Source organism: Streptomyces sp. NPDC048191 (genome assembly GCF_040652655.1).
Taxonomy (GTDB): Bacteria; Actinomycetota; Actinomycetes; order Streptomycetales; family Streptomycetaceae; genus Streptomyces.
The window spans coordinates 175,889-189,943 of sequence record NZ_JBEZMO010000004.1; the positions used below are offsets into that span (position 1 = coordinate 175,889).

At 72.5% G+C, this 14,055-nt stretch carries 14 protein-coding genes; 9 read left to right on the forward strand and 5 right to left on the reverse strand.

All coding sequences use genetic code 11. From position 1 onward, the window contains the following. Window positions 1-63: 63 nt before the first annotated feature. Window positions 64-1,296, forward strand: a complete 1,233-nt coding sequence (locus tag AB0D93_RS09415) for a molybdopterin-dependent oxidoreductase (protein ID WP_362115625.1) — start codon at window positions 64-66, stop codon at window positions 1,294-1,296. Then, complete coding sequence (locus AB0D93_RS09420) at window positions 1,296-1,754, forward strand: hypothetical protein (protein ID WP_362115628.1); 459 nt, start codon at window positions 1,296-1,298, stop codon at window positions 1,752-1,754. The genes AB0D93_RS09415 and AB0D93_RS09420 overlap by 1 nt, the downstream gene beginning before the upstream one ends. A gap of 140 nt (window positions 1,755-1,894) precedes the next feature. On the opposite strand, the gene AB0D93_RS09425 is transcribed toward AB0D93_RS09420, so the two are convergent. Genes AB0D93_RS09425 through AB0D93_RS09435 form a run of 3 tightly spaced genes read right to left on the reverse strand, consistent with a single transcriptional unit; the run spans window position 1,895 to window position 3,950 of the window. After that, window positions 1,895-2,647, reverse strand: coding sequence for a methyltransferase domain-containing protein (locus tag AB0D93_RS09425; RefSeq protein WP_362115631.1), 753 nt, complete (start codon window positions 2,645-2,647; stop codon window positions 1,895-1,897). Then, complete coding sequence (locus AB0D93_RS09430) at window positions 2,647-3,261, reverse strand: DUF2064 domain-containing protein (protein WP_362115634.1); 615 nt, start codon at window positions 3,259-3,261, stop codon at window positions 2,647-2,649. The genes AB0D93_RS09425 and AB0D93_RS09430 overlap by 1 nt, the downstream gene beginning before the upstream one ends. After that, entirely contained in the window at window positions 3,258-3,950 is a 693-nt protein-coding gene (locus AB0D93_RS09435; protein WP_362115637.1) for a glycosyltransferase family 2 protein, read from the reverse strand. The genes AB0D93_RS09430 and AB0D93_RS09435 overlap by 4 nt, the downstream gene beginning before the upstream one ends. Before the next feature lie 111 nt (window positions 3,951-4,061). Between AB0D93_RS09435 and AB0D93_RS09440 the strand changes: the two genes are divergently transcribed. Together AB0D93_RS09440 and AB0D93_RS09445 are read left to right on the forward strand one after the other, a co-directional pair. Continuing rightward, window positions 4,062-4,802, forward strand: a complete 741-nt coding sequence (locus tag AB0D93_RS09440; protein ID WP_362115640.1) for a response regulator transcription factor — start codon at window positions 4,062-4,064, stop codon at window positions 4,800-4,802. Then, window positions 4,795-5,907 (forward strand): HAMP domain-containing sensor histidine kinase, encoded by a 1,113-nt coding sequence (locus AB0D93_RS09445; RefSeq protein WP_362115643.1) that lies wholly within the window; start codon window positions 4,795-4,797, stop codon window positions 5,905-5,907. Before AB0D93_RS09440 ends, AB0D93_RS09445 begins: the two co-directional genes overlap by 8 nt. A gap of 38 nt (window positions 5,908-5,945) precedes the next feature. Here AB0D93_RS09445 and AB0D93_RS09450 read toward each other — a convergent pair whose 3' ends face one another. Beyond that, window positions 5,946-6,968 carry an NAD-dependent epimerase/dehydratase family protein gene (locus AB0D93_RS09450; RefSeq protein ID WP_362115646.1) on the reverse strand — a complete coding sequence of 341 codons (1,023 nt, stop codon included), beginning with the start codon at window positions 6,966-6,968 and terminating at the stop codon, window positions 5,946-5,948. A gap of 433 nt (window positions 6,969-7,401) precedes the next feature. Between AB0D93_RS09450 and AB0D93_RS09455 the strand changes: the two genes are divergently transcribed. After that, complete coding sequence (locus AB0D93_RS09455) at window positions 7,402-8,274, forward strand: SGNH/GDSL hydrolase family protein (RefSeq protein WP_362115649.1); 873 nt, start codon at window positions 7,402-7,404, stop codon at window positions 8,272-8,274. 15 nt (window positions 8,275-8,289) lie between these two features. Here AB0D93_RS09455 and AB0D93_RS09460 read toward each other — a convergent pair whose 3' ends face one another. After that, window positions 8,290-9,090 carry an SDR family oxidoreductase gene (locus AB0D93_RS09460; RefSeq protein WP_362115652.1) on the reverse strand — a complete coding sequence of 267 codons (801 nt, stop codon included), beginning with the start codon at window positions 9,088-9,090 and terminating at the stop codon, window positions 8,290-8,292. A gap of 87 nt (window positions 9,091-9,177) precedes the next feature. On the opposite strand from AB0D93_RS09460, the gene AB0D93_RS09465 reads away from it, so the two are divergent. From AB0D93_RS09465 to AB0D93_RS09480, 4 genes are all read left to right on the forward strand, one after another. Beyond that, window positions 9,178-10,029: a helix-turn-helix transcriptional regulator gene (locus AB0D93_RS09465; protein WP_362115655.1), complete on the forward strand. Its 852-nt coding sequence runs from the start codon at window positions 9,178-9,180 to the stop codon at window positions 10,027-10,029. 315 nt (window positions 10,030-10,344) lie between these two features. Continuing rightward, a complete protein-coding gene (locus AB0D93_RS09470; RefSeq protein ID WP_362115658.1) occupies window positions 10,345-10,707 on the forward strand; it encodes a 5-carboxymethyl-2-hydroxymuconate delta isomerase in 363 nt (120 codons plus the stop codon). A 123-nt stretch (window positions 10,708-10,830) separates the two neighbouring features. Further along, window positions 10,831-11,490, forward strand: a complete 660-nt coding sequence (locus AB0D93_RS09475) for a maleylpyruvate isomerase N-terminal domain-containing protein (RefSeq protein ID WP_362115661.1) — start codon at window positions 10,831-10,833, stop codon at window positions 11,488-11,490. Between the two features lie 227 nt (window positions 11,491-11,717). Then, window positions 11,718-13,910 carry an MMPL family transporter gene (locus AB0D93_RS09480; RefSeq protein ID WP_362115664.1) on the forward strand — a complete coding sequence of 731 codons (2,193 nt, stop codon included), beginning with the start codon at window positions 11,718-11,720 and terminating at the stop codon, window positions 13,908-13,910. Window positions 13,911-14,055 lie beyond the last annotated feature (145 nt).

Below are 14,055 nucleotides of genomic sequence, written 5' to 3' on the forward strand. Positions count from 1 at the left end.
CGTCAGCGTTTCGTCACCGGTCGCGGACCCTTTTCCGGGGTTCGCCCGGCCTACGGTCGGAACATGCGCGACCACTCCCGGCTTCCCACTTCGCCAGGTTTCTGGCGCAGTCCGCTGCGCGGCCCCTGGCTCACCTCGGTGCTCGGCCTCGTCCTGCTCGTCGGCATCACCGTGATGTTCGTGACCGGACTGGTGTCGTACGCCGCCTACAACCCGGACCTCGCCCGGGTCAACGACCAGACACCGGACAAGGGCGTCCTGGGTTTCTACCTGTTCGCCTGGCCCACGAACCCGGTGTGGCTGTACCGGTTCACCCAGGGCGTCCACGTGACGCTCGGCATCACGCTGATTCCCGTGCTGCTGGCCAAGCTGTGGTCGGTGGTGCCGCGGCTGTTCACGCTGCCGCCCGCCCGCTCCCTCGCCCACGCCCTGGAGCGGATCTCGCTGCTGCTGCTCGTCGGAGGGGGCCTCTTCGAGTTCGTCACGGGGGTGCTCAACGTCCAGCTGGACTACGTCTTCCCCGGCTCCTTCTACCCGCTGCACTTCTACGGGGCATGGGTGTTCTTCGCCGCGTTCGTCGCCCACGCCGCACTGAAGACGCCCACGGCGCTACGGGCCGTACGGCAACGCCGCCAAGAACACAGCGACCTGGTCTCCCCACGCCCCGAGGCGCCCACCGTCTCCCGGCGCGGCGCGCTGGGGCTGGTCGGCGGGGGCTCCCTGCTGCTGTTCCTGACCACGGTCGGGCAGAGCCTCGGCGGACCCTTCCGCCGTACGGCCCTGCTCGCGCCGCACGGCACGGCCGATCCCGGCGGCGGCCCGAACGGCTTCCAGATCAACAAGACCGCCGCCTACGCCGGCGTCACCCCGGCCGACACCCACGAGGACGCCTGGCGACTCGTCGTCACCGGCCGCACCGGAACCGTCCGGCTCAGTCGCGCGCAGCTGCTCCGACTGCCGCAGCACAGCGCGTCGTTGCCGATCGCCTGTGTGGAGGGGTGGTCGACCGCCGACCAGTGGTGGCGCGGGGTGCGGCTGCGCGATCTCGCGGCGCTCGTCGGGTACGACGGTGATCCGCCGGACGTGCTGGTGGAGTCCCTGCAACGCCACGGGGCGTTCCGCCGCGCGGCCCTGCGGGCCAACCAGGTGGCCGACGAACGGTCCCTGCTCGCGCTCTTCGTCAACGGCGAGGAACTGTCCCCCGATCACGGCCACCCGGCACGGATCATCGTGCCCGCGGCACCCGGTGTGCTCAACACCAAGTGGGTGGCCCGACTCACCTTCGGAGACCTGTGATGCCGTACCGCGTACGCCTCGGCAGCCCGTTCCAACTGCTCCTGCTGGCCTGCTCGTTCGCGCTCGCCGCGTACGCCGGGGTCCGGCTCCTCGCCGGTGACTGGTTCGGCGTCGCGCTGTGGATCGTGGGCGCCGCCCTGCTGCACGACCTCGTCCTGCTGCCGCTGTACACGGTGGTCGACCGGGCGGTCACCGGCGGTCTCGGGGCGGCCGGACGGCGCGGCCGGACGCTGTACGTGCGCGTCCCGGCGACGCTGTCCGGACTGCTCCTGCTCGTGTGGTTCCCGCTGATCAGTGGTATGACGGCCGGGCGTTACCGGTCGGCCACCGGGCTGTCCCCGGACGGGTTCCTCGCTCGCTGGCTGCTGATCACCGCTGCGCTCTTCGCCGGTTCGGCGCTGGTGCTGGGGTGGCGGGTGCGCAGGGCGGCGAAGCAGCGGCCGCGCGTGCTCCACTGAGCGTCGGGTCGCCACCCGGCCCTGCGTGCGTACCGCAGCAGGGCCGGGGTGCCGAGGCGCGCCCAGGGGGAGGAGGTACCGGTCGTGCGCTGGGCGGCGATCGTGTGGTTTCCGCTGATCAGTGGTATGACGGCGGGGCGTTACCGGTCGGCCACCGGGCTGTCCCCGGACGGGTTCCTCGTTCGCTGGCTGCTGATCACCGCTGCGCTCTTCGCCGGTTCGGCGCTGGTGCTGGGGTGGCGGGTGCGCAGGGCGGCGAAGCAGCGGCCTCCCGTGCTCCACTGAGCGACGGGTCGCCACCCGGCCCTGCGCGCGTACCGCAGCAGGGCCGGGGTACCGAGGCGCGCCCAGGGGAAGGGGGTGCCGGTCGCGTGCTCGGCGGCGACGGTGTCGACCACCTGGACCCGGGCGCGCTCGTCGACGTGCCCGGGAACCGTCTCGGCGATCAGCAGACCTCCCGGCCGCAGCAGCGCGGCCACCCGGTCCAGCAGTACGGACGGTTCCCCGCCGATGCCGATGTTGCCGTCCATGAGCAGCACGGTGTCCCAGCGTCCCTCGCCGGGAAGCGGCTCGAAGACCGAGCGCCGCAGCGCCGACCCGCCGAGCCCGGTCGTGTGGTCCACGGCGGCCTCGCTGACGTCGATGCCGAGCACGGTACGGCCGCGCGCGGCGAGCTCCGCGACCAGCCGGCCGGGCCCGCAGCCGACGTCCAGGACAGCACCTTCGCAGCGGTCCAGCACCGCCCGGTCCACGGCGTCCGCGCCGGCGCACCAGCGCTCCACCTCCAGCGGCAGCAGCCAGCCGTCGGTGCGGCGCAGGAACAGCGGGCCGCGGCCGGTGCGCAACGCGGCCGCGTAGGGATCGGCGGCCGCCCAGGCGACAGAGGCGCCCATCACCGGGTGACCGGGGCACAGGCGGCCAGCTGGGCGGCGAACCGTCCGTGCGGGGCCAGCGCGGCGACGGCGAGGGCGTCGGCGGCGGTGTCGACGTCCCGCAGCCGGGGCAGCTCGCGCACCCGCAGCCCGGCGGCGAGCAGCCGCTCCCGCTGCGCGGCCCCCGTCCCGGGCGTCGACATCGGCACGCCCCGCAGCAGCGCGGGATCCGGCTCGGCCAGGCCCAGCGCCCAGAAACCGCCGTCCTCGGCCGGCCCGAGCCAGGCGTCGCAGTCCGCGAAGTCCACCGTGAGCAGCTCCGGTGTCACCTGCGGGGTGTCCATGCCGATGAGCAGCGCCGGTCCCGAGCAGTGTGCGAAGGCGTCCGCCAGCCGCTCGTCCAGCCCGCCCGCGCACTGCGGCCACACCTCGAAGCCGTCCGGCAGCCACGGCCCCGGCGTCCCGTCGAGGACGAGGACGCGCCGGGTCGCGGGAGCCGCCGCGGCGGCCCGCAGGGTGTCGGCGAGCGCCGCCTCCGCGAGGGCGGCCGCCTGCTGCGGGGTGAACTGCGGGGTGAGCCGGGTCTTGACCCGGCCCGGCAGCGGTTCCTTGGCGATGACGAGCAGCGTGGTCACCGTACGGGCCCCCCGTCGGCCGGGGTCTCGGCCAGCACGCGGCTCATGTCCCGCACCGCCTGCCAGGTGCCGCGCCAGGTGCCGGTCACCTTGGAGGCGCCGGTGCGGGGCCGGTAGGGCACATCGTGTTCGGTGATGCGCCAGCCGGCGTCGGCCGCGTGGACGACCATCTGCAGCGGATAGCCGCTGCGCCGGTCGGTGAGGCCGAGCGCGAGCAGCGCCTCGCGGCGGGCGGCGCGCAGCGGTCCCAGGTCGTGCAGGCGCAGGCCGGTGCGGCGGCGCAGCATCCGGGCCAGCGCGAGGTTGCCCGCACGGGCGTGCGCGGGCCAGGCACCCCGGCCCTCGGGACGCCGCCGGCCGAGGACCAGGTCGGCCGCGCCGTCGCGGATCTCCCGCACGAAGGGGACGAGCAGCGCGGGATCGAGGGAGGCGTCGCAGTCGCAGAAGCACACGATGTCGCTCGTGGCCGCGGTCAGTCCGGCGTGGCAGGCGGCGCCGAAGCCGCGCCGCGGCTCGCGGACCACCGTCGCGCCGAGCGCGCGGGCGATGTCGGGCGAGCCGTCGGTGGAACCGTTGTCGACGACGAGGGCGCGCCAGTTGGCCGGGATCCGGCCGAGCACCCAGGGCAGGGCCTCGGCCTCGTCCAGGCAGGGCAGCACCACGTCGACGTCCGTTGAAGTGGTCGTCACGGTTTCACCCTACGAACGCCAATCGGGCAAATCGGACTCATGCTCCTTACGAAACGCGGACGCCCGGCCCGCGGCGCGCCGCCGGCGGGCGCGCGATGCGAGGCTGGAGTCATGCAATCGCTGTACGAGCCCCACGGGACCGGGACCGCAGGCCGGACGGCCCGGATCCTGGTCGTGGACGACGATCCGACCGTCGCCGAGGTCGTCACCGGATACCTGCACCGCGCCGGCTACGTGGTCGACCGCGCAGACGACGGCCCCACCGCCCTCACCCGTGCCGCCGCGCACCGGCCCGACCTCGTGGTGCTCGACCTGATGCTGCCCGGCATGGACGGCCTGGAGGTGTGCCGGCGGATGCGCGACCGCGGTCCCGTACCGGTCATCATGCTCACCGCCCGCGGCGACGAGGACGACCGCATCCTGGGCCTGGAGGTGGGTGCCGACGACTACGTGACCAAGCCCTTCAGCCCCCGCGAACTGGTCCTGCGCGTGGAGTCGGTGCTGCGCCGCAGCCGCCCCGCCCCCGCCGGGCACCGGCTCGCCGCGGCCGGGCTCTCCGTCGATCCCGACGCCCGAAGGGCGACCAAGGACGGCGGCGAACTCGCCCTCACCCTGAGGGAGTTCGACCTGCTCGCCTTCTTCCTGCGGCACCCCGGCCGGGCGTACAGCCGCGAGGACCTGATGCGCGAGGTCTGGGGCTGGGACTTCGGTGACCTGTCGACCGTCACCGTGCATGTCCGCCGGCTGCGCGGCAAGGTCGAGGACGATCCGGCCCAGCCCCGCCTGATCCAGACGGTGTGGGGCGTCGGCTACCGCTTCGAGCCGGGTGGGGCGGTGCACGACCATGCGTGACACCCTTCTCATCGTCCTGTACGCCTTCGCCGGCGCCGTCGCGGCGGGGGCCGCGGGCGCGGGCGCGCTGCGGCTGGTCCGGCGCCGTTCGCTCACCGCCTCCATAGCCGTGGTCGCGGCGGTCGGAGTCGTCGCCATGCTCGCCGGCACGCTCGCCGTCGCCTGGGCGATGTTCCTGTCCTCGCACGACCTGAGCGTGGTCACCACCGTGGTGGCGATGGCGGCCGTGGTCTCCCTGGCCACCGCGCTCCTCCTGGGCCGCTGGGTCGGCGCCCGCAGTCGCGAACTCGCCGACGCCGCCCGCTCGTTCGGTGACGCCGGCGCCTTCGCCGCCCCGCACGGCCCCGCCACCGCCGAACTGGACGCCCTCAGCCGCGAGCTGGCCGCCACCAGTGCGCGGCTCGCCGAATCCCGGGAACGCGAGAGGGCGTTGGAGAAGTCCCGGCGTGAGCTGGTCGCGTGGATCTCGCACGACCTGCGCACCCCGCTGGCCGGCCTGCGCGCCATGTCGGAGGCGCTCGAGGACGGCGTGGCCACCGACCCCGACCGCTACCTCAAGCAGATCCGCACCGAGGTCGAACGGCTCAACGACATGGTCGGCGACCTCTTCGAACTCTCCCGCATCCACGCGGGCACCCTCCCGCTGAACCCCTCCCGGATCTCCCTGTACGACCTGGTCGGCGACGCGCTGGCGGGCGCCGACCCGCTCGCCCGGGAACACGGGGTGCGCCTGGTGGGCGACCGGGTCGAACCCGTGCCGGTCGAGGTGGACGGCAAGGAGATGACCCGCGTCCTCGGCAACCTCCTGGTCAACGCCATCCGCCGGACCCCTCCCGACGGCACGGTCGCGATCGCCGCCGAGCGGACGGACGACGGCGTGGTCCTCTCGGTCACCGACGGCTGCGGCGGCATCCCCGACGAGGACCTGCCGCGCGTCTTCGACACGGGCTGGCGGGGCACCGACGCCCGGACCCCGCCGGCGGGCGCGGGCCTCGGCCTGGCCATCGTCCGGGGCATCGTGGAGGCACACGAGGGCCGGGCGAGTGTCCGCAACATCCCCGGGGGGTGCCGCTTCGAGGTGACGCTGCCGGTGTCGACAGGGTGAGCCCCGCAGCCGTGCTGCAGGGCCCACCCGCAGGACGACTACTCGGGGGTCTTGGGCGTCGGCGCCGGACCCCGTTCGGCCCGCGCGAACTCCCGCATCCCCTCGGCGAAACCGATCTGCGGCTTCCAGCCCAGCGCGGCCCGCAGACGGGAGGAGTCCGCGGTGATGTGCCGTACGTCGCCCAGCCGGTACTCCCCGGTGACCACGGGCTCCGGTCCGCCGCACGCGTCCGCCAGCGCCCGGGCCAGTTCGCCGACGGTGCGCGGTTCACCACTGCCGGTGTTGTAGGCCGTGAGGACACCCGAAGCGGCCTCCGCCTCCAGTGCCGCCACGTTGGCCTCCGCCACGTCCCGGACATGGACGAAGTCCCGCCGCTGCCGTCCGTCCTCGAACACCCGGGGCGCCTCGCCGCGGGCCAGCGCCGAGCGGAAGAAGGACGCGACGCCGGCGTACGGGGTGTCGCGGGGCATCCGGGGCCCGTACACGTTGTGGTAGCGCAAGGACACCGCCGAGCCGTCCGTGCTGCGGGCCCAGGCGGCGGCCAGGTGCTCCTGCGCCAGCTTGGTCGCCGCGTACACGTTGCGCGGATCGGCCGGAGCGTCCTCGTCGACCAGACCGGGGCTCAACTCCGTCCCGCAGCGCGGGCACCCGGGCTCGAACCGTCCCGCGTCGAGGTCGGCGACGCTCCGGGGACCGGGCCGTACGATCCCGTGCCGCGGGCACGCGTAACGCCCTTCGCCGTACACCACCATCGACCCCGCGAGCACCAGGCGCCGTACGCCGGCCTCGGCCATGGCCGCGACCAGCACGGCCGTGCCGAGGTCGTTGCGCGAGACGTACTCCGCCGCGTCGGCGACACCGTTTCCGAGCCCGACCATCGCCGCCTGATGGCAGACGGCGTCCACGCCGACGAGCGCCCGGGCGACCGCGGCGGGGTTGCGCACGTCCGCGCCAGGGTCGTCGCGGACGTCGTACACGAGCGGCTCGTGGCCGCCCGACCGCAGCGCCTCGACGACATGGGACCCGATGAACCCGGCACCGCCGGTGACCAGTACACGCATACGGCCACGCTAGACGCGGTCACCACCGCGACCGGACGACACGGCCGGTACGTCACGACTCCGTAAGAGGCGGACGCCCGAAGACCTCTCGACGCGGCGCGGTCCGGCGGGCCGGGGCCTCCGGCGCGTCCCGTTGTGCGAGGGAGCTTTCGTCGCGCTCTACGCGCGTGTCGCGTCGTTACGTGAGTGTTTCAAGAATCTCCGTCAACAACGTTGACTCCGCCGTGTCGCGCCCTCACATTACCTATCAGTAGAACCCAGCGGTAATCCCGCGAACAGGTACTTCGCGGCCGTCGACCTGCGTGCGCCCACGTATCCACGCCCCGACGGCCGGCACCTCCCCATGCTCCGAGCCGCCGCATTCTCGCGCACCAGCACGCGGGCACCCCCATGCCCGCGTGCTCGGTGTCCCCATCCCGAGAAGAGGAAGCACATGCCCATGTCCGCGCTTCGCCGTGCCGTCGCCGCGACCTCCGCACTCACCGGCGCGCTGGCCCTCGGCCTCACCGCCGCACCCGCCCAGGCCTCAACTCCCCTGAACTACGCCGCCCTCGGCGACAGTTACAGTGCCGCCTCGGGCGTCCTGCCCGTCGACGCGAGCAACCTGATCTGCCTGCGCTCCACGGCCAACTACCCCCACGTCATCGCGGACCGCACCGGCGCCCGTCTCACCGACGTCACCTGTGGCGCCGCGCAGAGCAAGGACCTCACCGAGTCGCAGTACCCCGGAGTCGCCCCGCAGACGGACGTGGTCACCACCGACACCGATCTGGTGACCCTGACGCTCGGCGGCAACGACAACGGCACGTTCATCAACGCCATGCTCGCCTGTGGCAGTGCCGGCGTCCTCAGCGGGGGCCAGGGCAGCCCCTGCAAGGACATCTACGGGTCCTCCTTCGACGACGAGATCGACGCGAACACCTACCCCGCGCTGAAGAGCGCGCTGCGCAGCGTCCGGGCCAAGGCGCCGGGCGCCCGTGTGGCGGTGCTCGGTTACCCGTGGATCACTCCGGCCAAGGCCGACCCGTCCTGTTTCGCCCAACTGCCGGTCGCCTCCGGTGACGTGCCCTACCTGCACGCCATGCAGGCCCATCTCAACACCGTCGTCCGGCGCGCCGCCGAGGAGACCGGGGCCACGTACGTCGACTTCTCCCAGGCGTCCGAGGGCCATGACGCGTGCCAGGCCGTCGGAACCCGGTGGATCGAGCCGCTCCTGTTCGGGCAGAACATCGTCCCGGTCCACCCCAACGCGCTCGGCGAGCAGCGCATGGCCGAGCGCACCCTGAGCGTCCTCGGCCTCGGCTGACCGCGGGGTCCGGGGTCAGGCTCGTGCACCGCCGTCGACCTGGAGCACCGCGCCGGTCACGAAGGAGGCGCGGTCGCTCAGCAGCCACGCGGCCGCCTGGGCGATCTCCTCCGGGTCGGCGGCGCGGCGCAGCGGGGTGAGGGCCGTGAGCCGGTCCTGAAGGCCGGGGGCCTGCGCCTCCCAGGCCCGGATCATCTCCGTCAGGGTGTTGCCGGGCGCGATCGCGTTGACGCGGATGCCCTCGGGGCCGTACGTCACGGCGGCCGACTCCGTCAGGCTGTTCACCGCCCGCTTCATCGCACCGTACGCCGGCAGTTCGGGATTGCCCCGCAGGCTGCCGATGGACGAGTTGTTGACGATGGCGCCCGTCCCCGCGGTGGCCCGGATGGCGGTGACCTCGGCGACCATGGCCAGCCAGACGCCTTTGAGGTTCACCGTGTACACCTGGTCGAACTCGGCCTCCGGAAGCAGGTCCATGGGGCCGGGCGGCTGGATCGTCGCGCCGTTGTTGAAGGCGATGTCGAGCCGGCCGTGGAGGTCCAGGGCACGGTCCACGGCGGCCCGCACACTCGCCGCGTCGCCCAGATCGCACACGACGTGGTCCGCGGTGCCGCCCGCCGCCCGTATCTCCTCGGTCACCGCCTTCAGCTGTGCCTCCGTGCGGGCCGCGAGCAGGACCCGGGCCCCTTCCCGGGCGAAGAGCCGCGCCGCGGCCGCGCCGATCCCGCGGCTGGCACCGGTGACGAAGGCGACCTTGCCGGCCAGCAGGCCGAGGGCGGGCGCAGCGGTCGCTTCGGTGGTCCGTGTGTTGTCCATGGCAGCGAGCGTGCGCCCACGGGCGGGGCTCATCCAGGCACCGGCAGTACCTGGATCGGGCCCACGGCACTCGCGCACACTGGGGCTGTGGACCGAACAGAACTGGCGGGCTTCCTGCGCAGCAGGCGCGAGCGGATCACCCCCGCCGACGTGGGCCTGCCGACCGGGCCGCGCCGCCGCACGCCGGGGTTGCGGCGCGAGGAGGTCGCGCAGCTGGCGTTCATCTCCACCGAGTACTACACCCGGCTGGAGCAGGGCCGTGCCCCGCGCCCGTCCCGGGAAGTGCTGGCCGGACTCGCCCGGGCCCTGCGGCTGTCGGACGCCGAACGCGAGCACCTCCATCTCCTGGCCGGCGCCCCGCCCGGGCCCGCGCCCGGCCCTCCGCGCGAGGTACGCCAGAGCATCCTCGACCTGGTGCACCGGCTGCCCCGGTCGGCGGCCTTCGTCACGTCGGCCACGCTGGAGGTGCTCGCCTGGAACGACCTGGCCGCCGCCCTCATGGAGGACTTCTCGGCCCTGTCGCGCCGTGAGCGCAACCTCGCGCGCCGCGCCTTCCTCGGACCGCGCGCCGAGGGCCGCCGGCTGTACGGGGTGTCCGATGCCGACGCGTTCGCCCGGCACGCGGCACGCCGGCTGCGCACGGCGGCCGCCCGCTACCCCGACGACCCCGAGGTGACCGGTCTGATCCGCGAACTCCGCTCCCGCAGCGAGGAGTTCGCGCAGCTGTGGGACTCCCATGACGTCGACGTGGAGCCGACCCTCCGCAAGACCTTCGGGCACCCGGTCGTCGGGCCGGTCACCGTCAACTGTGACGCCCTCGACCTCACGGACCGCGACCAGCAGGTCGTGATCTACACCGCCGTCCCCGGCACACCGTCCGAGGAGGCGCTGCGGCTGCTGTCGGTCATCGGCACCCAGCGCATGGACGCGACCCGCTGAGCGGAGGCCCGCCGTGCGGAGGGCCGCCGAGCGGAGGTCCGCCGAGCAGGGGCGCCCCTATGTGCCGCCCGGCGTCCGCAGCACCGCGAACGCCTCGGCCGGCACGGCGGTGACGTCCGTAACTGCTTTCCGACTTGGTCAAGCCGGTGAGCTCTCCCGGAACCGGGAACCGGCGGACGGAAGCCGTCGTCCGGCGAATGAGGCGGGGAGCGATGCTCGCGACTTCCGCGAGGGGGTGCGGTGAAGCGGTGTCATGGCATGAGGGAAGATCGTTGCCTGGAGAAACAACCACGGGGATCGTGTGAAAGGCCCGCCATGCCGCACCTCACCATCGACTACTCCTCGCGCCTGGCCGGAGCCTTCGACGCTCGTGCCCTGGTGAAGGAGCTGCACCCGCTCGTGGTCGGGGAATCCGGTTCGTCGGGCGTGTGCAAGACACTGCTCCGCCCTGCCGAGACGTATGTCGGGGACGAGCCGAGCGGTGAGACCCTCTTCGTGCATGTGGAGGTCGGCCTCATGCCCGGTCGGCCCGAGGCGCGGAAGGCGCGGCTGTCCGAGAGCATCCTGGCCCTGCTCGCCAAGCACCTGCTGGTCGACGACGCGCAGGAACAGGCGTTCCTCTCCGTCGAGGTGCGCGATCTCGCCCGCTCCTACCGGCTTTCGCCGTCCGCTCACTGAGCCGGCGGCGGGTACCGCTTCCGCCCCCAGGGCGGGGGGCGGGGACGCGCTTGTCGTCCCCCGGGCTTTCGACACGGCTGAATTCGCTTGTCCGGCACTCCGCTCCCGAACTACCTTGCCGCGGTGGATCTCTTCTCACGCTCATGGACGGCGTTACGCGCGGCGGTCGCAGAACTCCCGGACGAGGACTTCGAGCGGCCGTCCGGCTGTGCCGGCTGGCTGGTGCGGGACCTGGTCTGCCACCTGGTCATCGACGCCCAGGACGTGCTCATCACCCTGGTCACGCCCGCCGACACGGAGCCGACCGTGGACGCCGTCACCTACTGGAACCTCGTCGAGCCGCCGACGGGTGAGGATCCGCTCGACGCGCTGATCCCCCGGTTGGCCGACGCCTACGGCGAGCCGCGGTGGCTGAAGTTCCACCTGGACGACGTCGGTTCCGCGGCGGGCCGCGCCGCCGGGCTCGCCGACCCGGCCGGACGTGTCGGCACCCGCGGCGAGGTGCTGACCGTCGGTGACTACCTGTCCGCGTACGTGGTCGAGTGGACCCTGCACCACCTCGATCTGATCGCCCGACTGCCCTCGGCGCCGGCCGCGGGGCCGCCGGCCGAGGCCCTCGCGGCGGCGCGCGCGTCACTGGAGAAGATCGCGGGAGCTCCGTTCCCCGCCGCGTTCTCCGACCAGGACGCGCTGCTCGTCGGCACCGGGCGCCGTACGCCGACCGGCACGGAGAAGGCCGCCATGGGCGAACTCGCGACCAGGCTCCCGTTCGTCCTCGGCTGAGCGGTCGGGTCGTCGTGTCCCGGCCGAGTGCTCCAACGTCCCCTGGGCACTCGGGCGTCACCCGACACGGAGACCACCAGATGAGATGAACTTCGCAATCGGTCACTACCATGTGGCCGCAAGACAACCATTCGACCGGCCCGTTCACGACGGGCCGTTCGGGGTCGCCGATGCCAGGGACCGCTCCCCGGGCTGCGGTGATCTTCCTGTCCAGGAGGACCTTCCGCATGTTCCGACGTATTGGCAACACTGTCGTCCGCCATCCCGTGTGGACGATCGTGGCATGGCTGATCGCCGCGGTGGCGATCGTCGCCACTGCTCCGAGTCTGCCCTCGAACAGTGACGAGAGCAGCTTCCTACCCAAGAGTTACGAGTCCATCAAGGCGGCGGATCTCCAGCAGAAGGCGTTCCCCAGCGCCTTCACCCCGTCCGCCATCGCGCTGTACCAGCGCACGGACGGCGGCAAGCTGACCGCCGCGGACCAGAAGGACGTCGCCCGGATCACCACCGAACTGGGCGGGAAACACATCGACCAGGTGCAGAAGGTCGTCCCCGGCCGGCCGTCCAAGGACGGCAGGTATGACCTGACCCTGGTGCAGATGGACAGCAAGAACGCCGGACAGCCCAAACAGGCGGACGCGGCCAAGGTGTTGCGCGACGACGTCAAGGCGCTGGCCAAGGGCACGCATCTCGACGTCAAGCTCGGCGGCTCCGCCGCGCAGGCCCTCGACCAGCAGGATTCGTCCAAGCGTGGACAGGCGCTGATCGGTATCGGCACCTTCGTGATCATCCTGGTGACCCTGCTGATCATCTTCCGGGCGCCCATCCTGGCCGTACTGCCCCTGGTGCTGATCGGCCTGGTGTCGGCCATCGCCAACGGTCTGATCGCGTACGCCACCAAGTTGTTCGATCTGCAGGCCAACAGTTCGATCTCGTCGATCCTGATCGTCGTGCTCTTCGGCGTGGGCACAGACTACTTCCTGTTCCTGATGTTCCGTTACCGCGAGCGCCTGCGGGCCGGTGACGAACCCAAGCAGGCGATGGTCAACGCGGTGGCCCGGGTCGGTGAGGCCATCGCCTCGGCTGCCGGTGCCGTCATCATCGCCTTCCTCGCGCTGGTGCTGTCCACGCTGGGCTTCCTCAAGCAGATGGGCCCGGCGCTCGCCATCGCGGTCGGCGCGACCCTCGTCGCGGGTCTGACCCTGATCCCGGCGGTGGTCTCGCTGATCGGACCGAAGGTGTTCTGGCCTTCCAAGTCCTGGCAGAAGGAACCGGAGAACGCCCGCTTCGCCGCCCTCGGCCGCGGAGTGCGGCGTCGCCCGGCGCTGACCGCCGCGCTGTCCGGTCTCGTCCTGCTCGCCCTGTCGGTCGGCGTCTTCGACTTCCACGCCACCTTCGACCTGGCGTCCGGCTCCATGCCGAAGACCAAGGAGTCCATGGTCGTCCAGGACCAGATGCAGAAGGCGTACTCGGCGGGCGCCGCGGCACCCACCGACGTCTATCTGTCCAGCACCGACGGCAAGCCGCTGGACAAGGCCGACTTCGGCACGTACGCGCGGGAACTCGGTGCCGTGGACGGCGTCGCGAGCGCCCGCATGACGCAGCTGAACCAGAACGGCAGCACCGCGGACTTCACCGTCACGCTGAAGTACGAGGCGTCGACGGACGAGGCCATCGACACGGTCGGCCGGGTGCGCGACGTCGCCCACGCAGACGCCCCCGACGGCACCGAGGCGGTCGTCGGCGGCATGTCCTCGATCTACAAGGACATCAACACCGCGGTGAACCACGACTACAAGACGGTCTTCCCGGTGGCCGCGGTCCTCATCATGGTCATCCTGGGCCTGCTGCTGCGCAGCGTCGTCGCCCCCTGGTACCTGATCGCCTCGGTGGGCCTCGGCTTCGGCGCCACGCTCGGCGCCACCGTCTGGATCTTCCAGGAGGGGCAGGGGCACTCGGGGCTGATGTTCATGCTCCCGGTGATCATGTACCTGTTCGTGGTCGCCATCGGAACCGACTACAACATCCTCATGATCGCCCGGTTGCGCGAGGAGGCCCGTGAGGGCCGCGATCCGCGCGAGGCGGCCGGCATGGCGCTGCGGCACGCCGGGCCGACGGTCGCCGCGGCCGGCTTCATCCTGGCGGCGACCTTCGCCACCATGATGCTGGCGGGCAACTCGCTGCTCACCGAGATGGGTTTCGCGGTGTCGTTCGGCATCGCCGTGGCCGCGTTCGTCATGGCGATGTTCTTCACCCCGAGCCTCACCGCGCTGATCGGCCACGCGGCCTGGTGGCCGGGGCACGGGGACCGCAGCGAGGTGGCGACGGCCGGCGCAGGCATCGGTGCGCAGGGTTCCTCACCGGACCCGGGCACCGGCCGGGACTCCGTCGCCCACGATTCGGCAGGGCGCCGCAACTAGCGGCCCCGTACGGCGTGATGGGGAGTTCTGCCGGGACATGCGAGTCGGCCCGGCAGAACTCCCCGTCGGCCTTTCGGAAAGGGTGCGCGTCTCTCGTCGGCTGCCTGTGCCGGTGGAAGGAGTAAGCAACGCGCTCGCGGACCGG

Coding starts and splice junctions, on each gene's coding strand:
- AB0D93_RS09460 (WP_362115652.1), bottom strand. CDS start 9,090: ATGGACAACACACGGACCACCGAAGCGACCGCTGCGCCCGCCCTCGGC.
- AB0D93_RS09425 (WP_362115631.1), bottom strand. CDS start 2,647: ATGGGCGCCTCTGTCGCCTGGGCGGCCGCCGATCCCTACGCGGCCGCG.
- AB0D93_RS09415 (WP_362115625.1), top strand. CDS start 64: ATGCGCGACCACTCCCGGCTTCCCACTTCGCCAGGTTTCTGGCGCAGT.
- AB0D93_RS09445 (WP_362115643.1), top strand. CDS start 4,795: ATGCGTGACACCCTTCTCATCGTCCTGTACGCCTTCGCCGGCGCCGTC.
- AB0D93_RS09470 (WP_362115658.1), top strand. CDS start 10,345: ATGCCGCACCTCACCATCGACTACTCCTCGCGCCTGGCCGGAGCCTTC.
- AB0D93_RS09480 (WP_362115664.1), top strand. CDS start 11,718: ATGTTCCGACGTATTGGCAACACTGTCGTCCGCCATCCCGTGTGGACG.
- AB0D93_RS09440 (WP_362115640.1), top strand. CDS start 4,062: ATGCAATCGCTGTACGAGCCCCACGGGACCGGGACCGCAGGCCGGACG.
- AB0D93_RS09420 (WP_362115628.1), top strand. CDS start 1,296: ATGCCGTACCGCGTACGCCTCGGCAGCCCGTTCCAACTGCTCCTGCTG.
- AB0D93_RS09455 (WP_362115649.1), top strand. CDS start 7,402: ATGCCCATGTCCGCGCTTCGCCGTGCCGTCGCCGCGACCTCCGCACTC.
- AB0D93_RS09450 (WP_362115646.1), bottom strand. CDS start 6,968: ATGCGTGTACTGGTCACCGGCGGTGCCGGGTTCATCGGGTCCCATGTC.